Raw genomic sequence first — 25,420 nt, forward strand, 5'->3', positions numbered from 1 at the left:
TTTCTTCACACTGTTGTAAAATGAATCCTTCTTCTTTTGAACGTTTATTTTTTTTAAAGAAATTTTCCTTTACTCAGGTTTAATAATTCGAATCAGTCCCTTATCCAACATAAGCGTCCTATTCCACGGATTCAAAATCACCCCTTTAATCTCCGGTACAGTAAGCGCTGCATCAAATAGTTTATCTATATCTACAAGAAATGTCGATTTTACACTGTCTGCACCTTTCATTTCTTCATTAAAACTTGTAAACGCATACCACCAGTTTGCACCGTCGGAAGTCTGAATCATCTTCAGATTCATTTGTGTAGTTCCAATAGATGGCTCAACCTCTACGATTACCTGCCCTGAGTCCTTCATACGTCTTCGAATCACAGTCAGCGTATGTGCAAGCTGCTCCTGAGTCGCTTCCTTTTGTAAAGCCTGTATTGCCACCTCTATCTTTTCATTTCCTTGCAATGTTTCATCCTGTCTATCCATAAATATTTCTCCGCTTATTCTAGTTTCCCTTTTCTTTTAATTTCAATAGTTTTTCAACATCTTCCAAAATTCTTCAAAGTTCTCTGCAATCCAGTATACATTTCCTTCATCATTTGATTCTTCTTTAACTTTTCCAAATGATTCCATTTTTCCTCTACTTTCTAAAACAAATCCAGCATATTATCCAGATATATTTCTTCCCTGACATGTAATTGGCACTCCGGCTTTGTCATGTAATAAAGCAAAAATTCCAAAATCAAAGCACTTCCAAGGCTCCGGCCTTCGATTTTGAAATTCGAAAATCCCATTGGCAGATAAATATTTTGAATAGCATCAATTCCTATAAACCCCGGATTAGTCATTGCCTTCGAAAAACGGTAACCATGATTTATATCCGGCGCAGTACAGTGATGCTCCAAACTATTCTCTCCCAGATTCTTGCGGCTGACTGCTTCGTAACAGCGTTTTCTGTCCTTACAGCCAAACCAGCAACATTCATTACACAAAAATTCCACTTTGTCTTTTTGCATCTGAGACAACGTATTTAACTTGTCGAAAGATTTATTCAACCTGAAATCCGGTACAACATACTGAAAATCTTTTCGATTCACTTCATTCAAAAACTGTTCAAAATCAGTCAGCACTTTCGTTGTTGATGAAACAAAATAGAGCCCCGGATAATTCTTTTTCAAATATTCTAACAGCAAGTCAGAATGAATAATCACTCCATTTCCTACACTTTTTTCAAGCAGAGTACAAAGTTCATTACACTTTTTATCCGATAAATGTTCCTCTTTAAGTAATGAATTGCTGAATGTCAGCCGGGCTGAAATCCCATATTCCTGCATCAATTCCAGAACCTCTTCCGGCTCCTGCTCTCCAAATCCGGCACGACCGCCACCCCAGATACAGTCCGCCGGGGCTCCGTAAATTGAGCCAATCTCACACCAGTCATAAAAATATTCTCGATGTTTGCGAAATAAAGGCAAAAATTCACGGTACAATTCATAAAATTCGAACAGACCAGGAAGATGGTAGTATGCTATACTTTTCTTTGTATTATACATTTTTTCCCAGATTCTCCAGCTTCTGAATTGCATCTACATCTTTTGCAAGTTCATCTCTTGCATTTGCATAATAACATTTCTGGAACAGCATATCCCATGACAAATAACTTGCCATGCAATCAAACTGCTTACAAATCAATTCGTATTGTATATTATCTAACGGTGAGCCGCCTACTACAATCAACCCAATCTTTTTTTCTTTTAGCTGCAGTCCGCGGCAATAACATTTATCGATGACCTGTTTCAACTGTGCTGTCATTCCCCACCAGTACACAGGTGTTGCAAAAAGAATCATATCTGCTTCCACCAGTTTATTAATCGTTGAATTCGTATCGTCCTGATCCACACAGCCTTTATGACATTGACAGGCACCACAGCCTTTACACGGACTGATATGTAACTTATCCGGAGCAATCACCTCGATTTCATTCTTTTCATCCGCTCCTTTTATAAATGCATTGATTGCTGTCAATGTATTTCCTTTCCTGGCACTTCCATTAATAATCACGATTTTCATAATATCTCTTCCTCCCTCTTTTCAATAATTGCATTTTAATTAATAGTACTTTTTAATTTTTCTTACAAAGCTTCAAAATGATACCTTGGTTTTCCGACGCTCTTCTTTCCATATTCAATTGCCTCAGTCGGGCAGTAACAGATGCATGCCATGCAATGTGTACATTTTTCACCCCAGACAGGCCTCTCCTGTTCCAGGTGAATATTATTAAGCGGGCACTTTTTTACGCATTGTCCGCAACCGATGCAGGAATCATTTGCCTGAAATGCGTTGGCTTTCACAAAAAATTTATAGAAAATAGGGTTTACCGGTCCACTCATAAAACGGTCATATAGATTATTACGTGGCAAGCAAAATTCTTTTCCATTTCTGATATATGCAATGACTTTTTCAATATCAGGTTCGGCTTTTGCTACAATTTTCCGTACTTCTTCTGCTTTTGGTGCATCAAACATGGCAATATAATTCTCGGGCATGAGAATCCGTGCTGTTCCCATATATTGAAGTTTCTTTTGTTCTGAAAGCTCCCGATTGTATTTTGCTGCATTTCCTATCTCACTGCCACAATTCATAACAAACCAGATACGTTTTCCATCAATGAATTCCGTTTTATCAATCCACTCTGATACAATCTTTGGAATGCGCCAGGCATAAGTCGGTGTCACAATAATCACATCTCTGCCAGTCTGCAATGGCGATGTATCCTTTTCTTTTATTTTCATGTTTAAATCTACTGCATTTTCCTGTATTGCCTCGGCAATCCGTTTTGCAATATATTTACTGTTTCCTGTTCCTGAAAAATAAAGAACCAAAATATAGCTCCTCCAAATCCTGATATTTTGTAACTATTTTAACTTCATATACAGAAGTGGATATGGATTTCCTTCCTCATCGCGCTCTGTCCTTTTATACGTCTCAAAACCTAAATGTTCATTAAAAACGGACTGTTCTCTGGCTTCCAGCCAAATGTTTCATATGCCCAGATTGTTTCCCTCTCTGTCTGTCCATATTCTGATTTTTCCATAACATCATACTGATACTTCACATTAAAATCTCCCGTATTTTTTACAGAAAGACTAAGCTGCTCCCATGGTTTATAATCATTTTTCATAAAGCACTCATAAATCTGAAGCAAAATTGTATCCATAGCATTTATACACTGATCACTAATAGTTACAAGATCAAGACCTTTTACATAATTTCCAGAATCCGCTTCTTTTACATAAAAAGTAGACGACCAGCTTTTCTTTCCATTCTCTACTTCTCCCAGATAATGAAATTCTTCCCAATTCTTTGGACATGTTGATGCAATAAGATTAGCAAGCTTATTATACAATTCTGCCAGTTCATTTTCTATATCATTGTCTGTGTTCAATCCGTAATTCTTTCTACTGATATTTACAATCGGCTTAATATCATCATCACTGAATTTTTCCAGTAATTCATTGGCGCCATGCTCTTTTTTATATTCTAATTCTTCCTGATAAAGCGGGAACAGCTGGTAAAAGTTAATCTTTCCCACGCCTTCAATTCTTAAATCAAGTTCTCCGAAGTCACTATTCAAAGCATTTATCAGCATTATACTGCAAAATCCGGTATTCTCCGCATATGGTTCATTTTCCTCGCTGCCAGATATGGTATGTCCACTTCCCACCCAGGAATTGTACTCAATTGGCAGTCTTGCAATAATTTTCAATTGCTGGATTGGCCAGTAATCCTCTTCTTTTTCAGACTTTATGTTCCATGTCGGTGGCAAATACAGAACTAACTCAGCCCGCTCCAACTCATACTCACGCAAATTATCCGGCACATTCATTCCATATGCGCCCATTCCCATGGTGATAAGTTTATAGTAATTGTTCTTTTCCGTCGGCGGAACGATAATAATGTCCAAATGAATATCTGGTGAAACAATTTCATGAAAAACCTGTTCATATTCTCCAAACTGCTCTGAGATAAATGCTTCATATCGATCCAGCGCCTCTTCTGAATATAAGAAATGTTCTGGCTCATTTTCAATCTTAGTTTCTTTTTTCTTGAACTTATCAAAAAATCCCATAGCCGTCTCCTTTTTTCTACAATAACCGTTTCAATAACATTTTCCGGTGATTGATAGACATTTCTGTCACCTGATAACTACCGATTACAAATATTTCACGATATCTTCCCGTTTTCGCTTCGGTACTACATAATCTTTATTCTCATCGAGATAATATTTGATATTTCCGTCTTTTGCGTCTTCCATTTTGCTTGTGTGACTCGGATAACCAAATGCTACAACTGTATGAAGCTTCTGTTCTTCTTTAAGTCCAAACATATTGGAAAGTTCTGCTTTATCACAAGCCCCAATGATACAACTTCCTACTCCATGGTTCCATGCCGCCAGTGTCATATTGCTGATTGCCAGTCCGGCATCTGTATCACAATATTGTCCCCGGTTAATATTCTCATTTTCTATAATTCCTATGAATAAGACCGGTTCTTCCCCGGCTTTCGGCTGCCCTTCCTCTTTCGGGAGATAACCTGCCCATTTCGTATGTCCGAATACTTCTTTTACCTTCTCCTGCGACTTCACAACAACATAGCTTAATGGCTGTAAATTTGCCGCACTTGACGCATAGCGGGCTGCAGTCAGCATTTCATCAATAATCTCATCAGATATTGGCTCTTGCTTAAATCTCCGGTAAGTTCTTCTTAGCTTTAATAATTCCATCAGTTCCATATTTTTCACCTTCCGCTTTCTTTTTAATTCCGTTCATATATTTTCTTACTTCTTCGAATGACTGGTATCTGATTTTTCTAAGTTTTCAGCAATATTTAATATGTATCTGCACCTCGGGAAACTGGAACAGCCATAAAATTGTTTTCCTGTATTTGCTCCGCGGCGTGCCGTTCGGAGCACAAGTTCTCCGCCACATACCGGACATATAATCTTCCCTGTTGTTGCAGGTATCTCCTTTTGCACTTCTTCTAGTATTGTAGGATTCATCATTGCTGGCTCTTCTTCTATTTGCGGCATGACCTTTTGCTCTCCATCCACTGATTCTGCAACAACGGTTTTAGCATCTACAGTCGCCTCTTCTTTTTCAATTATTTCCATTTCTTCCGCTTCGACTAAATCAATTAACTCTTCATATCTGGCAGCATAATCTTTTCTTTCGCCCGTATCTCTCTCCAACATTTTTTCACCAAATCCAAGCATTTCCTTTTTTGTTGACTTTGGAAGTTTTGACTCAGAATTCATTCTCCGAATGGTTGCAATTAATTGATCTGCCCTTATTACTTGTTCTTTCACTTCTTTTTTCGCATACCTGTCATTTAAATACGTCTTTTCATTTGCCAACACAACTAATGATTTATGAAATGATGAAAAACTCATTCTAACCATTGCACCCATGACAGTATTCCACTCTTCGGATTTACATTCTTTCAACACTTCCATATGACGCTCGTTCTGAGTAATCGGAGAATAAATGCCTTCTTTCCAGTAACGTTTTCCGTATTGTATTGTCCGGATAAAATTTCCTTTCGAATCAATTTCTATATTTCCCACTAGGTTCTTGCATTCCAGCAAAATCATCAGCTTGCTTGTTACAATCACGAAATCAATCTGTGCTTCCCTGCCATCTTTTGCCCGGATACAGATATCCTGCAATACAACCAAATCCATATTACTATTTTTTAATTCATAAAGAACTTTCTTCTCTCCATCAATTCCTGCTTTTGTAAGAATTATTTCTTTCTGAATATTCTCTTTTACTTTCCCAGTCGCTCTTGGAAGTAACTCTTCCAGTTTTGCCAAATGCTCCTCTGCACTGTTTGACTCCTTAAAAATTATAATTTCCGGCTTTGAAAAAATCCCCATAACTCTTTCCTTTATCTAATGTTTACTTCATAATAAATAATTTTATCATTTTCCTATATGATTTACAATCCATATATACTGTATTAAATTTTTATTGTCTATTAGGAGATATTCTGATATAATTTCTATATTCACATATAGTATATTTTATAAGGCAGTCGATAAGGTGCAATCCACTATTTCCGAGTTCATGGGAAGGAGTGGTATTATGAGTACATATGAAGAATTTATGATTATATTAACAGCTTGTAGTTTACTCATCGCAATTCTGAATTATACACATAGAAAATAGCACCTCCGCTCCAGCAAAGCTTATGAGGTGCTATTTTCTAACTAATCATTACGCCGGAAACGGATAGGTTTGTTCTATCGTGTCGGCTGTCTTGTTAAGTATATTATATTCAAATATTTCTATTTCGTCAATAGATTATTACTTAACTTATTTCATTACAATATTTATATCTACTTGAAAATGTTGGTTTTACGCTGTTTTTCGCTATTTATCTTCTGATTTACTCCATTTTTACTCCAAATTTAAGCCAATATTTTCAGTTCAGCTACTTCTTCTTTTTTCTTCTCTTCTGAAACGTGAGTGTATAAATCGGTTGTCATTGCCAATGTTGAGTGACCTAAGAGTTTCTGCACTACCTGTTGGTCTACTCCATTTTCATAACACCTTGTAGCGTATGTATGTCGCAGAGTGTGACAGGTAAACAGTTCAAATATCTTCGGCTCTCTCTTTTCTTCCTTTGCCAGTTCAATCTCTATTACATTGATTTTCGCTACATAGTCTTTGATTGCACTATTGACATTGTAATAATAAACTGGCGAACCGTCCGAACAGGTAAATACCAAGTTTTGAAATTCTTTATGCTGTTTCCATATCGAGCGTTTCCACATCTTCTGTTCTGTCTGCTTTATCTTCTGATTTTGCAAAATCTCATACACTTCATCTGTCATAGGAATGACACGATTACTTGATATGGTTTTTGCAGTCGTATAGAAAAACTTTGAACCCTCAACGGGACTGGAAGCCTTTGAGTAATGAATTGTCTTATTGATTGTAATTTCTCTTTTTCCAAAATCACAATCTTCCCATTTCAGTCCAAGCACTTCTCCAATCCGACAGCCTGTTGTCACAGCAAATTTCAGAACATTGATGTGTATATAGGAAGAAGCAAATGTAAAAAATTTCTCCTGTTCCTCTCTTGTTAATACACGCCTTTCCTTTTTCACTTCTTTTGGCATTTCCACACCGATACAGGGATTTTTTCTAATGTATTCACTCAATACTGCCTTATCAAACATATCGCTTAACATAAATCTAATGTTCGATACCGTTCCGTGTGCAAGACCGCTGTCTATCAAATCATTCAAAAATTTCTGAACGTGATATGTTTTAATGTCCTGCAAATACATCTTTCCGATAGAGTTTTTCACTCTTGAATTGTAGTAACTGTGGTTTTTATATATCGTAGTCATTTTGACTGTTTTCTTCTTATACAACTCCGTCCACGTTACATACCACGCATTTAAAGTGATACTTTCGCCATTGCCATTCAAACCATGTTCATCTTCATAAACCGCTTCTCGCAACTTCCGTTTTAATTCATTCAGTTTAAAATCATAAAGCGTTTTTCGTTTCCCTGTTTTGCTTGTAAATCTTGCAATATAGCGTCCGTCTGCTCTCTGTGAAATTCCCTTACCGAGTTCTTTGCCCTTTAAATCTTTACCCATACCAACTTTCCTTTCTTCTACTGAAAGAAATATGGTAAAGTAAATATTTCAATTTTCATTATATCCACACCCCATTTTCTTTTCAAGCCCTTTTGCATTGATATTCCAGCCATTCATCAAGTAATTTCTTATTTGCATACAACCGATTACCAATGCGTACTGTAAATCTATTTTTCGGATTGTTCAACAGTTCTCTTGCCTTTGTTTTCCCAATCCCCATATACTCACAAAATTCATTTATATTTAGTAATGCTTTCTCGATACGATTACCCCCTTTCGCCTAATTTTCTTGCTTTTATGTAATCATCATACAACTGCTTCTGTGTGATATTCATTTCTCCATTTTTCACAAGATTACCGATATAATCTCTCTGCTCTATCTTCCCAACCTCTGCAAACAGTTTCAAAGACGGGGCAACATACTTTTCTAACCACTCCCACACCTTTTGCAAACTTTTCTTCTGTGGCTGTATGGTAAGTTTCACCTTGCCTATATCTTTCATCAGTTCCGCCCACGCTTGATAGGTTGGATAAAGCCTTTTTCGTGTTGTCGTGCTGTCTGTCGGCTTTTCTAAAAATCGTATTTTGCTGTTTAATACTTCCATTGCCAGTCCTGCCACATCTCTATATCTCAATAATGCCTGTACTACACTTACCGCCATTTCCTGCCGAAATCTCAACTCATATCTATTCCAATTTTCGTCTAATTCTGTTCCATACTTTTTATTCTGTTCATATCCCTTTTCATAAAATACCAATCTCAAATTACTGGCTGAACTGCCGAGATAAAGACTACCACCTTTACTCTGAAACACTTCTTCTTTCAGTTCCCCCGAGTCGTGAAAATCTATCTCCCTTAGTTTTGTGGAAAGCAATCCCTCTTTTGTCCGTACAATCAAATCGGGAATACTCAAATAAGGTTTTCTATCATCTATCGCCAAATCAATCCGAGGAAAGTTGATGTGATACTGACAAACTCTGTTTAAGAAATCAAACCATGTTTCCTCATTGAGTTGTAAAAAATTTTCATAGTTGCGACAACCTTTCCCACTCATTAAAATCTGAAAGCCTTGATACTGTGCATTTCCTGTTGGCTTTAGCACCTTGATATTAGCGAAGATAGCCACAACCTCATGTCCTGCAATCCCCTTTTCATAGCCTGTTACCGTCATAAGTTCCATAGGTATTCTCAACACATCTTCTATGACTGCTTCTAACGGAACTTCCTTAATCGTTATCTGACACCAATCTATCAAAGCACTTAATTCTTCTTTCTGTCGTATTACTCCCCTGTTAGTGTAGGGGAGTTCTGGAAGAAAACTTCCGCTTCTTTCTTCCAAATTTATCAAACCTCCTTATCTGCAACGGCGTTGCCATTGCCCTGCCCTCAACCTGCCGTTTGGTACGTCAGAACGAGGACAGGAACTTTGACCGCCTACATATTTTTGTTTGGAACAGGGCGGATACCCTTACAGGTAATCTTCTCCACTAATACAGGGAAATTTCCTCTCTGCACATAAGGGGCATAAACTGGTTCTTCCAGTTCCACCACAGCATAAGGCTCAATCTTCGGAAGTTCCGTTGCTTCCAAGCGAATATCCACGCTGTTTCCAAGTTTCATGCTTCCAAGATGAAGTTTTAAGGCTTCCACTTCCTCTGTTTTCTTCTTACTGTCTTTATCATAGCGGTAACAGTTATCCGCACCCATAAAGCGAAGTTCTCCAAATGCTTCTTTTACCTGTTCTTTTGTCAATGTAATCTGCATACACATTCCTTTCTCCCCGTTGAACCGATAGGTCAGTTTCTCATATTTTCATTTTCCTATTACGACGCCGTTCATTGTTCAGTTTTTTCTGAACTTAATTGTATATTAGCACAGGCATATTCGTTTTGCAATAGAAAGTTTAGTTTTTTATAAACTTTTTGTTTTCTTTTTTCTGAACTTGTGGTATAGTGTCCTTAGACGATAAGATATGAGAAGTTATAACGAGATATGGAAAGAGAGGGTTTTTCAGATGAATACAATCGCAGAACGGATTAAATTTGCCATGAGAGCAAAAAATAAAAAACAGGTGGACATAGTCAAAGATACAGGTATCAGCAAAGGGGCGTTCAGTTCCTATCTTTCGGGACAATACAATCCAAAAGCCGATAAAATGGAATTGATTGCCGACTCCTTAGATGTAGACTTGCGGTGGCTTTACGGAGAAAATGTACCTATGGAACATACAAGTAAGAATAACAATGCCCTGCAATATGTCTTTTATAACAACTCCTGCTCCGAGTATCTTCTTGATAATTTAGACGATATCTATATTGCCATGATGACCCAATATGCCGCCCTTATTCCACGCTTTTATGTTCTTGTCAATCGTGCTGGAAATGCAATGCACCTATTACCTTTATTTTTGAAAGAAGACAGTTCCGAGTTCTACGAATGTCCGTCTGATTTCTTCTATTCCGACAGGCATACTATTTTTACAAGAGATTTTGAAAGTATTCACATGGTATTAACAACCGCCACGATTTACTATTACGGAATTGATACAAAAACTTATGAACCGAAAGTTACCAAACTTGCCTACTCACAGACTGACGATTGCTTTTATATTGACAATGAAGTACATGATTGTCATATCAAAGCATTTGAAAAAGAAGTGGTAAAAGAAGCACTTTACTTAAAACACAACGCCCAGTAACAGACAAGAGGACTTGCAAGGTTTCTGACCTTTCAAGTCCTCTGCTGTATCATGGTTCTGTTGGCTGTGTCCGTTCCGTCAAGGACTGCCCTACGGCGTATCGGCTACGCCTTGTTCCTTGACCTCACTACATTTCTCTCAACTTTTTAGAAATCAGTAAATTGACTGTAATCAATGGAATTACTATACAAAAGAAACTAACGGTAAACCATAGTGGTATATCCCTCTCTAATTGAACACGAAAAAGCAGAATAATTGCCATAAATATGGTTCCCAAAATCTCCATAAAATTCAACAATTTTTTGCGGAATTCTTGTAGACGCATCCGATTTTGTATCCTTTCAGATTTCCCTATTACATAATTTACTTGCATATCATTTACATCTTCATCTGATATAAGTTCATCCATACTTACATCTAGTTCTAATGCCAGTTTTTTTGCCGTAATCAAATCTGGACATCTTGAACCATTTTCCCAACGACAAACTGTCTGCCTTGAAACATATAACTTATCTGCCAGTTGTTGCTGAGTGAGATTTTTTTCTTCTCTGAATTTTTTGATGTTATCATTTAATGCCATACTCCATACCTCTCTTTCACTCACATCATATAACAATAAAACCTACAATAAAAGTACCAGTATGTATTTCTCTTGTTTCCATTTTGGTAACATCTGTTTATTCCAAGTTTTCTATACCATAATACCGATATATGGCTGCTGTTGGCTGTATCCGTTCCGTCAAGGACTGCCCTACGGCGTATCGGCTTCGCCTTGACCCTTGACCTCACTTTTATTATATCAACTTTATCAAATAGTAATTGTTCTCATATATTTTCAATGTTACAATAAAATCAAAAACTTCAAAAAATAAATTACAACTATTATTTTTTCATGGAGGAAATAAAATGTATTCAGTCACACAACGAATTAGTAAAATAAAACAGCCTAGAGGTGGATATATTAAACGAAAAGATTTTACATGTATTACCTTAGAAGATGGAATTGAACTAAATTCTCAAGAAAACATCCATCCAAGTTTAATTGGTCTTGTTATTGACTATATGACCAGATTCTGTATGGGAACACCTAAAGAAACTGCCTTTCATATCTCTATACTCGGAGCTAAAATAGCTAAAAATGAATTTGTTGCTTATAAATTACTTTCCAAAATTAATGGATTAGATACTGAATCTATTATTAGCGCAAGCAAATTAGTGGGATATGACGTGTGTTATCGAGCAGGAATGGCTTATTTTAAGCCAGTATCAGAAATCACCCCTGATACGAATACTATTACAAACATTATAACAATGATAAAAAGAACTTTGTCTTTTTGGGAACAATATGGTCCAATCATTAAAGATGGTTTTACTTTTGAAGGTGGATACACATCTATCATATCAGCAGGTGATGGAGATTATTTAACCAAAGATACTTTATGGGATTTAAAAGTATTAAAAGAAGAAATCAAACCCAAATACACCTTACAATTACTTATATATTTAATTATGGGACAACATTCTGTACATAAAGAATTTAAGAATATAACACAGTTAGGTATTTATAATCCACGCTTAAATAAAGTATACATCATTAAATTAGACGCTATATCTCAATCTATAATAGATACCGTATCACGTGATGTTATAGGTTATGGAATATCAAGTGAAGAATTAAAAGAATTACATACAGCACAGTTGGATGAACTTAAAAAGAATTTCTTTAAAACTCCTATTCAAAAAAGTTCTCCAAACGCAAATGATTCTGATGACTATTTAGATAAAAAAATTTATGGATATTCAAGCAAAAAAAAATATATGTCCGTAGCATTTCCTCCTAAAATAATTGATGAATCAATATATGAAAAAGAACCTATTTTTTGGAGTGGCAATGCTCTTCCTTCCATTATCACCCAAAAGAATCTTTCATATATAGTAAGATTTAAAGCTTGTTTCAACCTAAAAAAAGGAAAAGAACCTTTTGTCATGAATAAAACAAGTTTTCTTTACCCTTTTAACAAAGCTTTAACTACATCTGACATTTACGATTCTAAGTCTAAGAAATATTACTCACAATATTTAGACAAGAATGGTAACATAGTAAAATCAAAACCAACCCTAATATTAACCAGTGATGATTTCAAATTATTTCAAGAGTTATATATTGTAAAGGATTTAGAAATCCTAGATGGATGTTACTTTTTATAACTATAATGCAAAATAGCCTTATTTTTTATCAATTATATCAAATAGACGCAGGAAGTATTTCCACTACCTGCGTCCATTTTGACTTGAAATATTTACTCCATTTTCTTTCAATCTTTACTCCAAATTTACTCCATTTTAAAAATCTGTTACGATATTTTACAGTATTCTATGATACCTTTCCCTTGAAGAAAAATGTCTGTAACCCTTGATTTCAAGCGAATTTTTCAATATTCCCAAGCACTTTATTCTGTTGTGAGAATTTCTTCTCAAATTATTTCATTACAATATTAATAATCTTCTTCGGAACGTAGATTTCTTTTACGATATTTCCTGTCAGTTTATCTGCGATTGCTTCTTTTCCTGCTGCAATTGCATCGTCTTTGGAAATGTCTGTTGGTACTGAGATGACAGCTTTTGTCTTACCGTTGATCTGTACAGGTACCTGGATTTCATCGTCTTTCATCTCATTCTCATCGTATGTCGGCCATCCGGCTTTGAATACGCTGCCTTCGTGTCCTAACTGCTCCCAGAGTTCCTCTGCTACATGAGGTGCAAATGGGGAAAGCAGTACTGCAACTGTTGACAGTGTCTCTTTGTCAATTCCGCCTTCTTTCTTAGCAATCTCGATGAGCTTATTGTTGTGCTCCATGAATGCAGAGATGACTGTATTCAAGCTGAAGCTCTCCAGACGTGTTGTTACATCATAGACAAGTTTATGACGCTCTTTGATCATCTCTTTCGAAGCTTTTACATCTGAATCTTTGCTGTCCATAACAAGATTCCACAGACGTTTCAGGAAACGGTTTACTCCGTCAATTCCACGGTCATCCCACTCTGCGTCTAACTCCGGTGGTCCTACGAAAAGCTCATACATTCTCAGGGAATCGCATCCATAATCTCTTACAAGATCATCCGGTGATACAACATTTCCCTTAGATTTACTCATCTTGATTCCGTTCTTTCCTGTAATCATTCCCTGGTTGAACAGTTTGTGAAATGGTTCGTCAAAGTCAATGACTCCGATGTCGTTCAGGAATTTTGTATAGAATCTGGAATACAGAAGGTGAAGAACGGCATGCTCTACTCCACCGATGTACATATCTACCGGAAGCATCTCATCTGCTTTTTCTCTGGAAACCAGTTCTTTGTCATTATGGTTATCCACATAACGCAGGAAATACCATGATGATCCTGCCCACTGTGGCATTGTATTTGTCTCTCTCTTAGCGTCAGCACCGCACTGTGGACACTTACAGTTTACCCACTCATCGATTGCAGCAAGCGGTGATTCACCAGTTCCTGTCGGCTCATAGGATTCTACCTCTGGCAGACGAAGTGGCAATTCTTCTTCCGGTACCGGAACATTTCCACACTTCGGACAATGAACGATCGGAATTGGCTCTCCCCAGTATCTCTGACGTGAGAATACCCAGTCACGCAGCTTGTAGTTTACGGTTGCGCGTCCGATTCCTCTCTCCTCGATAATATGTGGTGCCTCTTTTTTCAGTACGGCAGACTCCATACCATTCCACTCACCGGAATTGATCATTGTTCCGACAGCTTCAGTATAAGCCTCTGTCATATTCTCAATCTCTTTACCATCTTTTGCAATAACCTGAATGATTGGGATATTGAATTTTGTTGCAAACTCGAAGTCACGATCGTCATGAGCAGGTACACACATAATAGCTCCTGTACCGTAATCAGCCAGTACATAATCAGATAACCAAATTGGAACTTTTGCTCCATTTAACGGGTTGATTGCATATGTTCCTGTAAATACACCTGTCTTTTCTTTATCCTGCATACGGTCAACGTTAGATTTCATAGATGCATCGTAAATGTATTTTTCTACTGCATCTCTTGTCTCGTCTGTTGCAAGGCTCTTAGCAAGTTCATGCTCCGGAGCCAGTACCATAAATGTTGCTCCGTGAAGTGTATCTGGTCTTGTTGTATAAACTGTAATCTTCTCATCTCTTCCTTCTACCGGGAAATCTACCTCTGCACCGTAAGATTTTCCGATCCAGTCAGCCTGCATCTTCTTAACTTTCTCAGGCCAGTCAAGCTTGTCCAGATCATTTAGAAGTCTGTCTGCATATTTTGTGATACGAAGCATCCACTGACGAAGATTCTTCTTTGTAACTTCAGCTCCACAACGCTCACATTTTCCGCCTACGACCTCTTCATTGGCAAGACCTGTCTTACAGGATGGGCACCAGTTGATTGGGAACTCTTTCTCATAAGCAAGTCCTTCTTTGAACATCTTTACAAAAATCCACTGTGTCCACTTGTAGAAGTTTGGATCTGTTGTGTTGACCTCACGATCCCAGTCATAAAGAGCTGCGATTTCATTGATCTGACGCTTAATATTTTTAATATTAGCTGCTGTTGAAATCTCCGGGTGAACTCCCATCTTAATTGCGTAGTTCTCTGCCGGAAGTCCGAATGCATCCCAGCCCATTGGATGAATGATATAATAGCCCTGCTGTAATTTATATCTGCTCCATACATCAGAGATTACATATCCTCTCCAATGACCTACATGAAGTCCGTTACCTGAAGGATATGGAAACATATCCAGGCAGTAATATTTTTCTTTTTTCTTTCCATTCTCATCAAACTGGACATTGACCGGATTCTCTTCCCATTTGTCACGCCACTTTTTCTCGATCGCCTTATGATTGTAAGGTATCTTAGACATATTGATTTCCTCTCTTTCTGCAATACTGCATCTAAAATAAAATGAAAGCCTTCTCATCTCCAAAGAGACGAAAAGGCTTGATTCCGTGGTACCACTCTTCTTCATATGAATTCTCATATGCACTCATTGCTTCTGTAACGGGAAGTCCCGCTCCTGCCTATGTTGTCCTTACGATAAATGTCTGACCTGTTCAGCAGAAGAACTCCGAGGCGAGTTGGGAGATTACGTCATTGCCTTGCACCCTCCGGCAACTCTCTGAAAACGATAGGCTCTTAATACTCCTCTTCCATGTCTCTTTCATATTCTTCATTATTATAAGAAGAATGATAAAATAAGTCAAGACTCAATCCGAAGTTTTCTGCCTTTTTCAACAGTCAATTTTCATAAAATGTATTATTTCTTGCGCTGAAATCTGGCACTGATTATCATAATGATTGCTGCAAGTGAAATCAATACTGCTATGAAATATCCAACCGGCTTATTGTTATCTCCGGTTTTGATTCTATCCCATACAGTTCCCGGCTGTTTCTTTACACTTTTTACCTGAGTTCCATTCGTTTTAGATTTTCCAGAATCATTTTTCTGATTCGTCAATCCCGCCTTGTTCTCTACAATCTCGAACTTATCCTTTCCACTTGGTTCAGATGCTAATTCATAATCTTTATTCAGATTAGAAGTGTCCATGTAAATGTCGTAAAGTCCGACTTTTTCACCTGATTTACGGCTCAGATAAATTCCAAGTGAATCACCTTCGACTAATCCGTCTCCTTCTACTGTATAAGTCAGCGCCGGATCTTTCTGACCTTTCACTTTCTGTTTCTTATCAATCGCCACAGTAATTGCACGCTTCTTAATTGTAAGTGTTCCTGATTCCAGATTATACTTATAATTTGAATTCTGGTTTGCCACCTGCACATCTAATGTATAAGTTCCAACATGATTACCATCTTCGCGTTTCACAACGGAAATGTCTCCAAGGTTCTCCTTATCACTGACTCCGGATATTTGATAAGTAAACTCCGGAAATGTATTGCCGTACTGTGCTTTACAAGAATCCGCTGTAATTGTAACTTCTTTTGAAATAATTGTATGTGTTCCTTTATTGACCTTGATTGTACGCAGATAGTTTCTGGATACAGATTCCGGAACAGTTACTGTAATAGCATGAGAACCAATTGCTTCATCACTTCCGGCACATGCGATTGTATCCTGTATTGCAGCGATATCTCTCTGTGCTATATTCTTTGTCTGAATAATCACACTGTTCAAATTCAATTTCTGTCCATAAGTAGTCTCTGCGTTTCCGACTGTCACATTCCCCTGGGCAACTGCTTTTGTGATAACCAGTGTTCCAACTTCTGATTCTGCATTATCATAGATTGCTACTACCCGGTACATTCCTGCATCTATTGGAGCACTTGAATTCTCTACCGGAGATACATTCGTTGAAGTCTGTAAAATGTTCTGGTATTCCAGCGCTGCTTCTCCAAGCTTATCTCCGTCCTCATTGTATGCGTAAGCAGTCATGCCGTGTTCATTTCCATCATAACTTGCATATACGATCTTTTTTTCGAACTGAATTGTATTTTTCGCTTCACCAATCGTATAAGTTCTTACAATTGGTATTGCCAAATAGTTACCGCCGATAATAGAGATTGTTTCAATATATTCTCCCTCTTCTTTAAAAGCTTCCGTTCCAGACACAATTTCACCTGTTGCGGTCTTACCAACAAAATTAGTTCTAATTCCAGGTGTATCTCCCACAGCATTTCCATCTACTTCAATATGACCACCAAAATCAAAGCTTTCTGCCTCTGCTGCTGTTAAACGGTTGTGTTTATTTTCAATATTTTGATTAAATGAAAGTTTTGCATTTGTCTTTTTCTGTGCAATTACAAGTGTGCCAACACCAATGGCTGTATTATAATTACTGTTGACTGTCACACCAGCTGCTGTGTATACTCCAGCCTCTGTTGGAAGTTCACCGATATGAATTGTAACATCATTTATTCCAGGAACAATCTTCTCAAGAATATTGATTACTTTTTCAATTCCATTGATCACTCCTGCTATATCGCTTTCAGAACCAATAATACCTTGAATTTTTTCAAACAATTCCGGTAACTGTCCAACTTTAATCGAAGTCATTCCCAAACTTCTCATTACCTCTTGTACAGATTTCTTTCCATATATCGGAATATTCGTTCCTGCAATATCATTAACCGTCACCTCGGACAAATCTATGCTGGCATATTTTTCACCAGATGCCGTAATTCCAACAATCAGCCCAATTGCTTTTGCTTCTTCTGGTGAAGCTGTAAATATTGGTGCTTCAAAACTTTCACCGTAAGTAATCTTCTGGGAATTTACAGATACTGTCGCATCACCTTTTGTAATTGTAATTGTTGCCGTTGCCACAGAATCTTTATAATCATCATCACCCGCATAAGACACTGTCAACTCCTGCTGTCCCACGATCCGGTTATAGCTGAGTGTCAGTTCACTCTTATCAACCGGCAATGTATTTCCATCTTTGTCCTGAACTGTAATATACTGAAGTAATTCCTGTTTCATCACATCTTCTGTGTTGTACTGAATTGTGATACCTTCCTGAATGACCACCTGTGTCTCAATTCGCTCATCGGAAATGCTCACGGTTGTTTCTGCCTCTAATGGAGCATACTGTGAATTTCCTTTATAACTGATGCGGATTTTTTCAGTATCATTATTTCCAAACTCATGTGCAAAAACTCCCACAATTGGTTTATAATCTAACTCTTGCCAGCCAAGACCACTTTGATACTGAATTTCAACATCATCAATTGAAATATTGTTGGGAATTGTATTTTCTTTATTAACAACAGTATTAAAAATGTTGTTCTTCAAACGTTCAACATTCATTCCTTTATGATAAGAAACTATTACATTTTCTTTAAGAGCAAGTACTTCTTTTACAACTTTTGGGCTGATAGTAATAGTAGCTTGATTCGTCTCACCTGAATACCATGAAAAAGATGCTGCATACTTCTCAAAGCTTAAATCGGAAACACTGGCTTGATCCACAGTTACACCTTCAATCGCATAGCCCTTTTGAGGTATAATCTTGATCTGAAAATTTTCATTGAGATTTACTCTTGTATCTTCATTTTCTATAAGTGTGTCATTAATATATACCTCTGCATTTTCTGTCTGCCCTATCTTTACATTAACATAATTTGTAGCAATGTATTCAACTTTTACAGTGACATCATCATCAAATATAACCTCATACATTCCGTTAGCGTCCGGAGTTAACTTTCGTTCTCCTTGACTTCCACCTGTAGCTGTTACTTTTATCTCATAGTTTTCTATATTTTTGACTGTGAATTTATACTTATTATCATAAACTTGAAAAGTGCTGTTTAATGGCACTGCCAGATTTTCACTGTTATAAACGACACCTTCTGAAGAACCATAGATATTGATTCCCATATTATAATATGCATGAATTTCTTTTGTGCCTATATCATTCCATTGGATACCACCAGTCCAAGTAACTGTTTCTTTCTGAAAATAATATGTTCCTGTATCAAATGTATATACTGGATTTCCATAGGCACTTGTCTTGTTCCAATTTTCTCTATCTTTACTCCAACGATAAGTTCCAGCATATGGCCAACTATCTCCTAACAGCTTTTTTAGCTCATTTTGTGTAATCTCACCCTTATGCCAATTCCATTGAGTTTCATCACTACTCAGCATCGCTGCCTGCTCACTCACCTGTGCATTCTGCTGATTGTCATCCGTATTCTGCTGTCTGGAAATTTCTTCTGCTACACCACTATTCTCTTGATTGTCTACTTTCTGAAAATTGTTTCCTTCAAACTGGTTATCTTTCTTTAAATCTGTCCCTGCTGGATTGTCTCCTTCGCCAGAATTTTGTTCAGCACCTGCCGGATTATCCGTACTATTTTGTCCATTTTCAGAATTCGTTTCGTTCTGCGCCCCATGATTTTCCTGCAAGCTATCCGACTGCTGTCCCTGATTTTCTGTCTGTACACTCTCAGTCATCTGTTCCTGTCTCGCAGACTGATTTATCTCTGTCGCAAATGCCGTGACCGGAATATTCGTCACAGCAACAGTCAGCGCCAATGTGACTGCAAATAAACTTTCGCATACTTTTCGCTTCATATTTCACGCCTCCATCTTTTTATCATAGAATATTTTATCGTTATCTCTCCTGTTTTTCAAGCATTTTCAGTCACTTCGAAGTAAAAAATGAATAATGGTCATATTTTTTCACCTGCATTTATCACGCTTTATAATCTGCCTCTTTTTTATTTATAGAATTTTCTAATAAGGTTTGCCCTTCTGCAATGAAAGTTCTACAATTCTTACTTAGATATAGTCTCTGGCAGTGTGTACATGATACAGCAAACAACAACTTTACTCCAGCTAAAAAGGATTATGGATGTGCCGGGACGTTCTTGAATTTTACATATGAAAATGAGGTTTTTGACAATGACTACTCATAAAGAGTTTTATTATATTCTGACTTTCAATACAACTACAGATGCTATGTGTGCAGACAAATGCGCGAAAGAAAACACAAACGGCATTCGCGCTGCACTGATGCCGCTTCCTCAGGAATTTAAAAGCGGCTGCGGCTTTGCACTTCGTTTCCTGGACGATAATTTGGAGGCAATTCTAAAATTCTGTAAGACCTCCCCATTTAATGGAAAACTTTTTAAAATGCATACAAAAAGGATCAACGGTCATCATCCCATTGATCCTGTTTCTCTTACCTCTTTTGACTTTTCTGAATAATTACAGTGTAATTACCTGATCAACTCCAGCCGGTGCCAGTGCTGCATATACATTCGGGAAGCATCCGATTCCTGCAGGTGCGATCAGCTTGTCAGCGATATCTCTCTGATAACAGCATCTGTCGCATGCCATAAGAAGCATCCCTGTCTTCTCGCTCAATGCCTGAAGTCTTGCAGCAATATCTGATCCCTCAACAAGCATATATGCATTATCGAAGAAGAACATCATTCCTGCAACCTCTACTCCGTGACGATCCTCCTCAAGCTGCGGAATAATCATATTCTCCAAAATCTCCCTTGCGTGCTCTGACTCAAATAAATAAGCTACTTTCATGTCTTTTTTCCTCCTTGGAATATAAATTTTTATACTTCAAATGTTGCTTTTGCCTCAATCAGTGCCCGGTCAATATCCGCCTTGATCACATCATTCGGATCCAGCTCCATTTCTGTAACATACGCATCGAATTCTGCAGAACTGCAGAAGAAATTCATAACGTTTCAGCATGATCCTGCCCAGTTTGCAAGTTCCCCTAATGGAAATGTAAGGGCATGCAGAGTCTTCGGTGCATAGTCTGCTACCTTTCCATCTACAATCTTTACATAGACAGGCTCTTCACACATTGCACATACTGAATGCACTTCTGTGTCCTGATGAAATGTAAATGCTGCTCCCATAGCGTCAATCGCACACATCGCTGTAAATTCACGGCCATCCGCCAAAGTTACACGGTGATTCGTCTCCAGTGATGATACCGGATAAATAAAGTTTACATTTTTTGTTTCCTCATCAACGACCATTCCATCTTTATCAATCAGGCACTGAATAATCTCTTCATATTCCTGCTCATCCATCTGAAGTACCTGAAATGTAACTTCTTTATCGCTCTCCAGATTATATGGACGTTTATTATCAATGGTAAAATTAATGATATATAATCTTAACTCATTCTGTCTTGCAGTAAATTTCTGATGTACATTCTGTATTCCGTTCTGAACTACCTTTTCATTCTCGTTCTGTGTATTATTCTGTATATTATTGTCTAACATTCCCCAAATTTATTCCTTATTTATTAATATTTTTTATTATCTTTTTTCTTCTTATTATTTTTATAGATATGGTCGCTCATTCCATATCTGAATCTATGTCACATAATCATTTAAGCTGTCGCTCCTGCTGTATCTCCTGCCGGCTTCTTCGCACTCTCAACCCCCTGGATAAACTCCATAATGTCTTTGTCTTCCTGTGTATAGACACCACCACTCAGTGCAGACTTCAGAATCTCTGTTAATTGATCCACATATGCGTGATACTGTGGATTTGTGCGGTCTCTCGGTCTTGGAAGATCAATCTTTAAATCCTCAAGGATTTTACCATGGTCTCTGGACATTACGATGACGCGGTCACTTAAATATACGGACTCATCTACATCGTGGGTTACCATCAGTGATGTTGTCTTTTTCTGTCCAAGAATATCCTCAAGCTGTCTCTGAAGAAGCTGACGCATCTGAAAGTCAACCGCTCCAAGCGGTTCATCCATGAGAAGCACTTTCGGATCACATGCAAGAGCACGAAGAAGTGCAACTCTCTGTTTCATACCTCCTGAAATCTCATGAATATAATAATTCTCATATTTTGTAAGCTGTGCCATCTCCAGAAGCTCTTTTAACTTCTTCTGTCTCTCTTCTTTTGGCACCTTCATCTTCTTCATCGGATATTCGATATTCTCACCGACTTTTAACCATGGGAACAGTGCATAATTCTGAAACATAAACGCACGGTCCGGTCCCGGTTTTGTAACTACATTCCCATTCACTTCAATAATTCCTTCTGTCGGTTTCTGGAATCCTGCAACAATTGTAAGTGTTGTTGTCTTGCCACAGCCAGACGGTCCCAACAGGCATACGAACTGCCCTTCTTCTATTTCAAAAGAAACATCTTTTAACACCTGATTGTCAGACTCACCTTTTCTTCTTCCTTTAAAATTTTTTGATATTCCCTGTACTGAAATTGACATTTTCTTCGACTCCTTCTCTAGTTTTTTGCTTCCAATGGTAAAAATTTTATCTGTTTCTCTTCGACCCATTCTTTACTTACCTTTAATTTTTCAGCCAGGTAAAACGGGTCATTCAATTTTTCAACTGCTTTATTATAGCTTTCTATAAAATTACGAAATGCTTCCGTCTGTTCAAATTCCTTATCTACGATCAATACATAAGAAATGTAGTCGTTATCTGAAAGAGGCATCGTCGGAATATCGCTGACTTCTGCCGCCTTTGTAATATCCAGAACTGCCGCATCTACCTGCTCATCTTCCATGGCATACAGAATACCTTTCTGTGTAATCTCATCAAATTCTTCAATCTGAGGATATGCAGCCTTTGCAAGTGCTTTTTCCTGCTGTCTGCCCTGCGTAATTCCTACATTTTTTACATCTGCCCAGTCTTTTTTATGAACAATAGTCTCTCCATTCATGAGAACTGGACCGTAGATTTCCACATCTTCATTATTTTCAATAGTATGTTTTGCAATATGCGGGCAATAAAAGCCTATATTAATCTCTTTGGCGTTGAGCGCCCACTGAGCAGTATTGCTGCAACAGTCCTGAAAAGATGAACTCTCCGTGGAAGTGGAAACTTTATATTTCTTATTTATTTCCTGTAATGTCTCCTCCATGAGCACACCGGATATATCTGCTCCGGATCCTACACGGATATCTGCATCTTTATTCCATTTCTTCTCCGCGGGCAGAAACAGTGCCGCGCCAATACCTGCCAGTATAAATACTCCGCCAATGATACCTATCACTCTATCAATTTTCATCTATACCGCTGCCTTATTTGTAGTCTTGCCTTTGATATATTTATACAGTGCATATATTGCATAGCAGATCAGAATCACACTGCTGATATGCTGTGCCCAGTCCGGGAAACTAATAATCATCTTATTTGCATACGAAATCGTGTGCTGTGTCTGGTTATAATCCAGCACTGGCGTAAATCCCGGCATCAAAAGGCGATTTGTCAAATATCCAACTATATTAGAAATTATAACAACCATCGCAAAGTACATGATCATAGCACGTTTCCCGATCATTTTGCTGATTGTCAGAAGTTCCGGAATATTCGTTCCTGCACCTGCCATTAAAAATGTAATTGCAACTCCAGGTGCCGCTCCGCTGGCAACAAGTGCCGCAATAAACGGAATATGTCCCACTGCACATACATACATAAGTGCAGCAATCACGGTAATTCCAAGTAGTGATACAAATCCAGGCTGTCCAAGATAATCCTGAATAAATGACTGCGGTACGACATTGAATATCAGCCCCGCGATTAGCATTCCTGATACGGTATATTTACAGATTGTTACACTTAATTCTGTAAAGGACCAGCGCATTCCGGATTTAATCTTGTCCCAAAAGCCCGGCTCCTCAAACTCAAGCTGAATCAATGGCTCCGGACTTACAGAGTCGTCTTCCTCATCTTCATCAGTCTCTAATGTGGTCTGTTTTATTTCCTTATTCCTCAAACCAATATGTAATTCATTTCCGGCAAACTTATTGGCTATCATACCGATGACCATCGGTGCCACGAATCCTGTAATCAGATAAATCGTAGCAATCTCTTTTCCAAGAAGACCATATGCCAGAAGTAATGCAATCGGATTAATCATCGGCGTGCTGGTCATGAATGCCAGCGTTGGTCCAAGATAAGCCCCGCTGTAATACATACTGATTCCAAGTGGAATTGTTCCACAACTGCAGATTGGAATAAACATTCCTGATATGGTTGTCCAGAATACACCGCTGATCTTTCCGGAACCAATGGCTGTCTTCTGAATCTTTTCCGGCTTCAGAAATTCGTGTAATAATCCGGCAACCAGAAAACTAAAAATAATCCAGGGAGAAGAACTGTTCAGCATGTTCCATGTAGATACTATAATCTTCTCCAAAAATCCCCCAAATTCAGCTAACATGTCTTTAATGCCTCCTCAAATGCTTTTCGTATCGCTGGTTTCGTCAGCTTTGTGACTGCTTTCTTTTCATTAATTACTACCATGCTTTTTGTAACTGCACCGTATTTCGGAATATAGTCAAAGTCTTTCCCCGCTTTGTAAATCTTTACATGGACTTTGCCTTCATACTCCTTCTCCAAGGCTTGAACCAAGCCTTCAAATACTTCGCATCAAGCACAGGCACTAATGTATTCAATTGATGGCTTTTCCATAACTTTCCTCCCATTTTTCCTCCAAATATACGTTGTTATTATATATGTAAACCAAATTTTTTTGTTCGTTTATTAAAAATATAAATATAAACAAAACGCAATATTTTATTCCTTAATAAATATATTTAATATTTGCAGTTTTTGGTATGATTCTACTGTATTTTATAAAAAAAGTTAATAAATAGACGAAGAAAGGAGGCAGACAGATTTTGGGGAACAATAATGAAGCGAATCAACAGATCAATCGAATGCAGGCTGCAACCAACAATGCCGATCGTAATCGCTGGCGGAAGCTGGGGGGAAAGAACCGTAACTTCGCCGCACTAATCGCACTGATCATCATCTGCGGAATTTGGACGGTAGCTGCACACGTTGTAGCAAAACCTTTTATCTTTCCTTATTTTGAAGATGTAGTCAAAGAAGTCATCTATTCTTTATCAGATATGTATGTACTTCGCAATCTTGGAATTACGATGCGCCGAGTAATGACCGGAGCACTCTATGCATTTATCATCGGACTTCCGCTTGGAATGATCATGGGGTATTCACCTAAGATCTTAAGAGCTCTGTCACCATTTATGAACTCTTTAAGACAGGTACCGATCATGGCGTGGGTTCCTCTTGCAATTGTATGGTTCGGAATTGGAGACGGACCTACAATCTTCCTGATTGCGTTCAGTGGTGTATTTACAATTATTCTGAATACGATTTCAGGAGTGCAGGATATCAGCAAAGACTTTTACAACGCAGCCCGCTCGATGGGTGCAAATACACTGAATATCATAAAAGACATCGTCCTTCCGGGATCTCTTCCAGGTGTTATGACTGGTGTGAGACTTGCAATCGGACTTGGATGGATGTCCGTTATATGAGCGGAGTTCATTGCGACCAGTGCCGGATTCGGCTACTGTATGGTGGAAGCTCAGGGTAAGATGCAGACTGAGAAGGTCATTGCTTACATGATCATCGCAGGTCTTATCGGATTCCTGATCGATACAATTATGGTTCTCGCTGAGAAAGTACTTCTCAGATGGAGAGCTCAATAGATAACATCAAAAGGCATGGACACCAGATTGCCTGTTATCTATCTGATGCCAGAATTTCAAATGTGGAA

General features: G+C 37.9%; 22 protein-coding genes, 1 pseudogene and 1 other annotated feature. Of the genes and pseudogenes, 4 read left to right on the top strand and 19 right to left on the bottom strand.

What is annotated here, in order from left to right; translation table 11 throughout:
• Positions 1-69: 69 nt before the first annotated feature.
• The 10 genes from NQ560_RS10245 to NQ560_RS10300 all read right to left on the bottom strand — a co-directional run bounded on the left by NQ560_RS10245 (position 70) and on the right by NQ560_RS10300 (position 9,431).
• Positions 70-480, bottom strand: a complete 411-nt coding sequence (locus NQ560_RS10245; RefSeq protein ID WP_005334017.1) for an SseB family protein — start codon at positions 478-480, stop codon at positions 70-72.
• A gap of 161 nt (positions 481-641) precedes the next feature.
• A complete protein-coding gene (locus NQ560_RS10250) occupies positions 642-1,547 on the bottom strand; it encodes a hypothetical protein (RefSeq protein WP_005334019.1) in 906 nt (301 codons plus the stop codon).
• The gene (locus NQ560_RS10255) at positions 1,540-2,064 is read right to left on the bottom strand and encodes a flavodoxin family protein (protein WP_005334020.1); all 525 of its coding nucleotides are present in this window, start codon (positions 2,062-2,064) and stop codon (positions 1,540-1,542) included. The genes NQ560_RS10250 and NQ560_RS10255 overlap by 8 nt, the downstream gene beginning before the upstream one ends.
• Positions 2,065-2,126: 62 nt before the next feature.
• Complete coding sequence (locus NQ560_RS10260; protein WP_005334021.1) at positions 2,127-2,876, bottom strand: EFR1 family ferrodoxin; 750 nt, start codon at positions 2,874-2,876, stop codon at positions 2,127-2,129.
• Between the two features lie 110 nt (positions 2,877-2,986).
• Positions 2,987-4,123 (bottom strand): immunity protein YezG family protein, encoded by a 1,137-nt coding sequence (locus NQ560_RS10270; protein WP_005334022.1) that lies wholly within the window; start codon positions 4,121-4,123, stop codon positions 2,987-2,989.
• A gap of 84 nt (positions 4,124-4,207) precedes the next feature.
• Entirely contained in the window at positions 4,208-4,786 is a 579-nt protein-coding gene (locus NQ560_RS10275; RefSeq protein ID WP_005334023.1) for a nitroreductase family protein, read from the bottom strand.
• Positions 4,787-4,831: 45 nt separating this feature from the next.
• Positions 4,832-5,929, bottom strand: coding sequence for an NERD domain-containing protein (locus NQ560_RS10280; protein WP_005334024.1), 1,098 nt, complete (start codon positions 5,927-5,929; stop codon positions 4,832-4,834).
• A gap of 534 nt (positions 5,930-6,463) precedes the next feature.
• A complete protein-coding gene (locus NQ560_RS10285) occupies positions 6,464-7,666 on the bottom strand; it encodes a tyrosine-type recombinase/integrase (RefSeq protein ID WP_005334028.1) in 1,203 nt (400 codons plus the stop codon).
• 266 nt (positions 7,667-7,932) lie between these two features.
• Positions 7,933-9,015 carry a replication initiation factor domain-containing protein gene (locus NQ560_RS10295; RefSeq protein ID WP_005334029.1) on the bottom strand — a complete coding sequence of 361 codons (1,083 nt, stop codon included), beginning with the start codon at positions 9,013-9,015 and terminating at the stop codon, positions 7,933-7,935.
• 86 nt (positions 9,016-9,101) lie between these two features.
• Complete coding sequence (locus tag NQ560_RS10300) at positions 9,102-9,431, bottom strand: hypothetical protein (RefSeq protein ID WP_004613680.1); 330 nt, start codon at positions 9,429-9,431, stop codon at positions 9,102-9,104.
• Positions 9,432-9,681: 250 nt separating this feature from the next.
• Here NQ560_RS10300 and NQ560_RS10305 point away from each other — a divergent pair, with 250 nt between their 5' ends.
• Positions 9,682-10,365 (top strand): helix-turn-helix domain-containing protein, encoded by a 684-nt coding sequence (locus NQ560_RS10305; RefSeq protein ID WP_025482937.1) that lies wholly within the window; start codon positions 9,682-9,684, stop codon positions 10,363-10,365.
• 127 nt (positions 10,366-10,492) lie between these two features.
• Here NQ560_RS10305 and NQ560_RS10310 read toward each other — a convergent pair whose 3' ends face one another.
• Entirely contained in the window at positions 10,493-10,945 is a 453-nt protein-coding gene (locus tag NQ560_RS10310; protein WP_005334034.1) for a helix-turn-helix transcriptional regulator, read from the bottom strand.
• Positions 10,946-11,271: 326 nt separating this feature from the next.
• Between NQ560_RS10310 and NQ560_RS10315 the strand changes: the two genes are divergently transcribed.
• Positions 11,272-12,573: a hypothetical protein gene (locus NQ560_RS10315; protein WP_005334036.1), complete on the top strand. Its 1,302-nt coding sequence runs from the start codon at positions 11,272-11,274 to the stop codon at positions 12,571-12,573.
• Between the two features lie 271 nt (positions 12,574-12,844).
• Here the strand turns inward: NQ560_RS10315 and leuS are convergent, their stop codons facing one another.
• Together leuS and NQ560_RS10325 are read right to left on the bottom strand one after the other, a co-directional pair.
• Positions 12,845-15,274 (bottom strand): leucine--tRNA ligase, encoded by a 2,430-nt coding sequence (gene leuS / locus NQ560_RS10320; protein WP_117606515.1) that lies wholly within the window; start codon positions 15,272-15,274, stop codon positions 12,845-12,847.
• 60 nt (positions 15,275-15,334) lie between these two features.
• Positions 15,335-15,572 (bottom strand) — a binding site (T-box leader).
• Between the two features lie 95 nt (positions 15,573-15,667).
• Positions 15,668-19,444, bottom strand: a complete 3,777-nt coding sequence (locus NQ560_RS10325) for an MBG domain-containing protein (RefSeq protein ID WP_005334040.1) — start codon at positions 19,442-19,444, stop codon at positions 15,668-15,670.
• A 330-nt stretch (positions 19,445-19,774) separates the two neighbouring features.
• Here NQ560_RS10325 and NQ560_RS10330 point away from each other — a divergent pair, with 330 nt between their 5' ends.
• Positions 19,775-20,080, top strand: a complete 306-nt coding sequence (locus tag NQ560_RS10330; protein WP_040015562.1) for a putative Se/S carrier protein — start codon at positions 19,775-19,777, stop codon at positions 20,078-20,080.
• Here NQ560_RS10330 and saoD read toward each other — a convergent pair whose 3' ends face one another.
• The 6 genes and pseudogenes from saoD to saoT form a co-directional block, all read right to left on the bottom strand.
• Complete coding sequence (gene saoD, locus NQ560_RS10335) at positions 20,081-20,413, bottom strand: DsrE-related protein SaoD (protein ID WP_005334052.1); 333 nt, start codon at positions 20,411-20,413, stop codon at positions 20,081-20,083.
• 29 nt (positions 20,414-20,442) lie between these two features.
• Positions 20,443-21,126 (bottom strand): MerB-like organometallic lyase SaoL, encoded by a 684-nt coding sequence (saoL, locus tag NQ560_RS10340; RefSeq protein WP_242995368.1) that lies wholly within the window; start codon positions 21,124-21,126, stop codon positions 20,443-20,445.
• 110 nt (positions 21,127-21,236) lie between these two features.
• On the bottom strand, positions 21,237-22,094 hold the full coding sequence (saoA, locus tag NQ560_RS10345) for an ABC transporter ATP-binding protein SaoA (RefSeq protein ID WP_040015563.1): 858 nt from the start codon (positions 22,092-22,094) through the stop codon (positions 21,237-21,239).
• 17 nt (positions 22,095-22,111) lie between these two features.
• On the bottom strand, positions 22,112-22,900 hold the full coding sequence (saoB, locus tag NQ560_RS10350; protein WP_005334056.1) for an ABC transporter substrate-binding (seleno)protein SaoB: 789 nt from the start codon (positions 22,898-22,900) through the stop codon (positions 22,112-22,114).
• Positions 22,901-24,055, bottom strand: a complete 1,155-nt coding sequence (gene saoE / locus NQ560_RS10355) for an efflux transporter SaoE (protein ID WP_005334062.1) — start codon at positions 24,053-24,055, stop codon at positions 22,901-22,903. It abuts the gene before it with no gap.
• Positions 24,049-24,252 (bottom strand): annotated as a pseudogene (gene saoT, locus NQ560_RS10360) (thioredoxin-like (seleno)protein SaoT); the annotation flags it as partial. The gene saoE and the pseudogene saoT, both read right to left, overlap by 7 nt.
• 302 nt (positions 24,253-24,554) lie before the next feature.
• Between saoT and saoP the strand changes: the two are divergent.
• The gene (gene saoP, locus NQ560_RS10365; RefSeq protein ID WP_252200397.1) at positions 24,555-25,352 is read left to right on the top strand and encodes an ABC transporter permease subunit SaoP; all 798 of its coding nucleotides are present in this window, start codon (positions 24,555-24,557) and stop codon (positions 25,350-25,352) included.
• Positions 25,353-25,420 lie beyond the last annotated feature (68 nt).

The organism is Dorea formicigenerans (assembly GCF_025150245.1).
Lineage (GTDB): Bacteria > Bacillota > Clostridia > Lachnospirales > Lachnospiraceae > Dorea > Dorea formicigenerans.

Bases quoted from the DNA above. Each gene is read 5' to 3' on its own strand.
- NQ560_RS10245 (WP_005334017.1), bottom strand. From the start codon at position 480: ATGGATAGACAGGATGAAACATTGCAAGGAAATGAAAAGATAGAGGTG.
- NQ560_RS10250 (WP_005334019.1), bottom strand. From the start codon at position 1,547: ATGTATAATACAAAGAAAAGTATAGCATACTACCATCTTCCTGGTCTG.
- NQ560_RS10255 (WP_005334020.1), bottom strand. From the start codon at position 2,064: ATGAAAATCGTGATTATTAATGGAAGTGCCAGGAAAGGAAATACATTG.
- NQ560_RS10270 (WP_005334022.1), bottom strand. From the start codon at position 4,123: ATGGGATTTTTTGATAAGTTCAAGAAAAAAGAAACTAAGATTGAAAAT.
- NQ560_RS10275 (WP_005334023.1), bottom strand. From the start codon at position 4,786: ATGGAACTGATGGAATTATTAAAGCTAAGAAGAACTTACCGGAGATTT.
- NQ560_RS10280 (WP_005334024.1), bottom strand. From the start codon at position 5,929: ATGGGGATTTTTTCAAAGCCGGAAATTATAATTTTTAAGGAGTCAAAC.
- NQ560_RS10285 (WP_005334028.1), bottom strand. From the start codon at position 7,666: ATGGGTAAAGATTTAAAGGGCAAAGAACTCGGTAAGGGAATTTCACAG.
- NQ560_RS10300 (WP_004613680.1), bottom strand. From the start codon at position 9,431: ATGCAGATTACATTGACAAAAGAACAGGTAAAAGAAGCATTTGGAGAA.
- NQ560_RS10305 (WP_025482937.1), top strand. From the start codon at position 9,682: ATGAATACAATCGCAGAACGGATTAAATTTGCCATGAGAGCAAAAAAT.
- NQ560_RS10310 (WP_005334034.1), bottom strand. From the start codon at position 10,945: ATGGCATTAAATGATAACATCAAAAAATTCAGAGAAGAAAAAAATCTC.
- NQ560_RS10315 (WP_005334036.1), top strand. From the start codon at position 11,272: ATGTATTCAGTCACACAACGAATTAGTAAAATAAAACAGCCTAGAGGT.
- leuS (WP_117606515.1), bottom strand. From the start codon at position 15,274: ATGTCTAAGATACCTTACAATCATAAGGCGATCGAGAAAAAGTGGCGT.
- NQ560_RS10325 (WP_005334040.1), bottom strand. From the start codon at position 19,444: ATGAAGCGAAAAGTATGCGAAAGTTTATTTGCAGTCACATTGGCGCTG.
- NQ560_RS10330 (WP_040015562.1), top strand. From the start codon at position 19,775: ATGACTACTCATAAAGAGTTTTATTATATTCTGACTTTCAATACAACT.
- saoD (WP_005334052.1), bottom strand. From the start codon at position 20,413: ATGAAAGTAGCTTATTTATTTGAGTCAGAGCACGCAAGGGAGATTTTG.
- saoA (WP_040015563.1), bottom strand. From the start codon at position 22,094: ATGTCAATTTCAGTACAGGGAATATCAAAAAATTTTAAAGGAAGAAGA.
- saoB (WP_005334056.1), bottom strand. From the start codon at position 22,900: ATGAAAATTGATAGAGTGATAGGTATCATTGGCGGAGTATTTATACTG.
- saoE (WP_005334062.1), bottom strand. From the start codon at position 24,055: ATGTTAGCTGAATTTGGGGGATTTTTGGAGAAGATTATAGTATCTACA.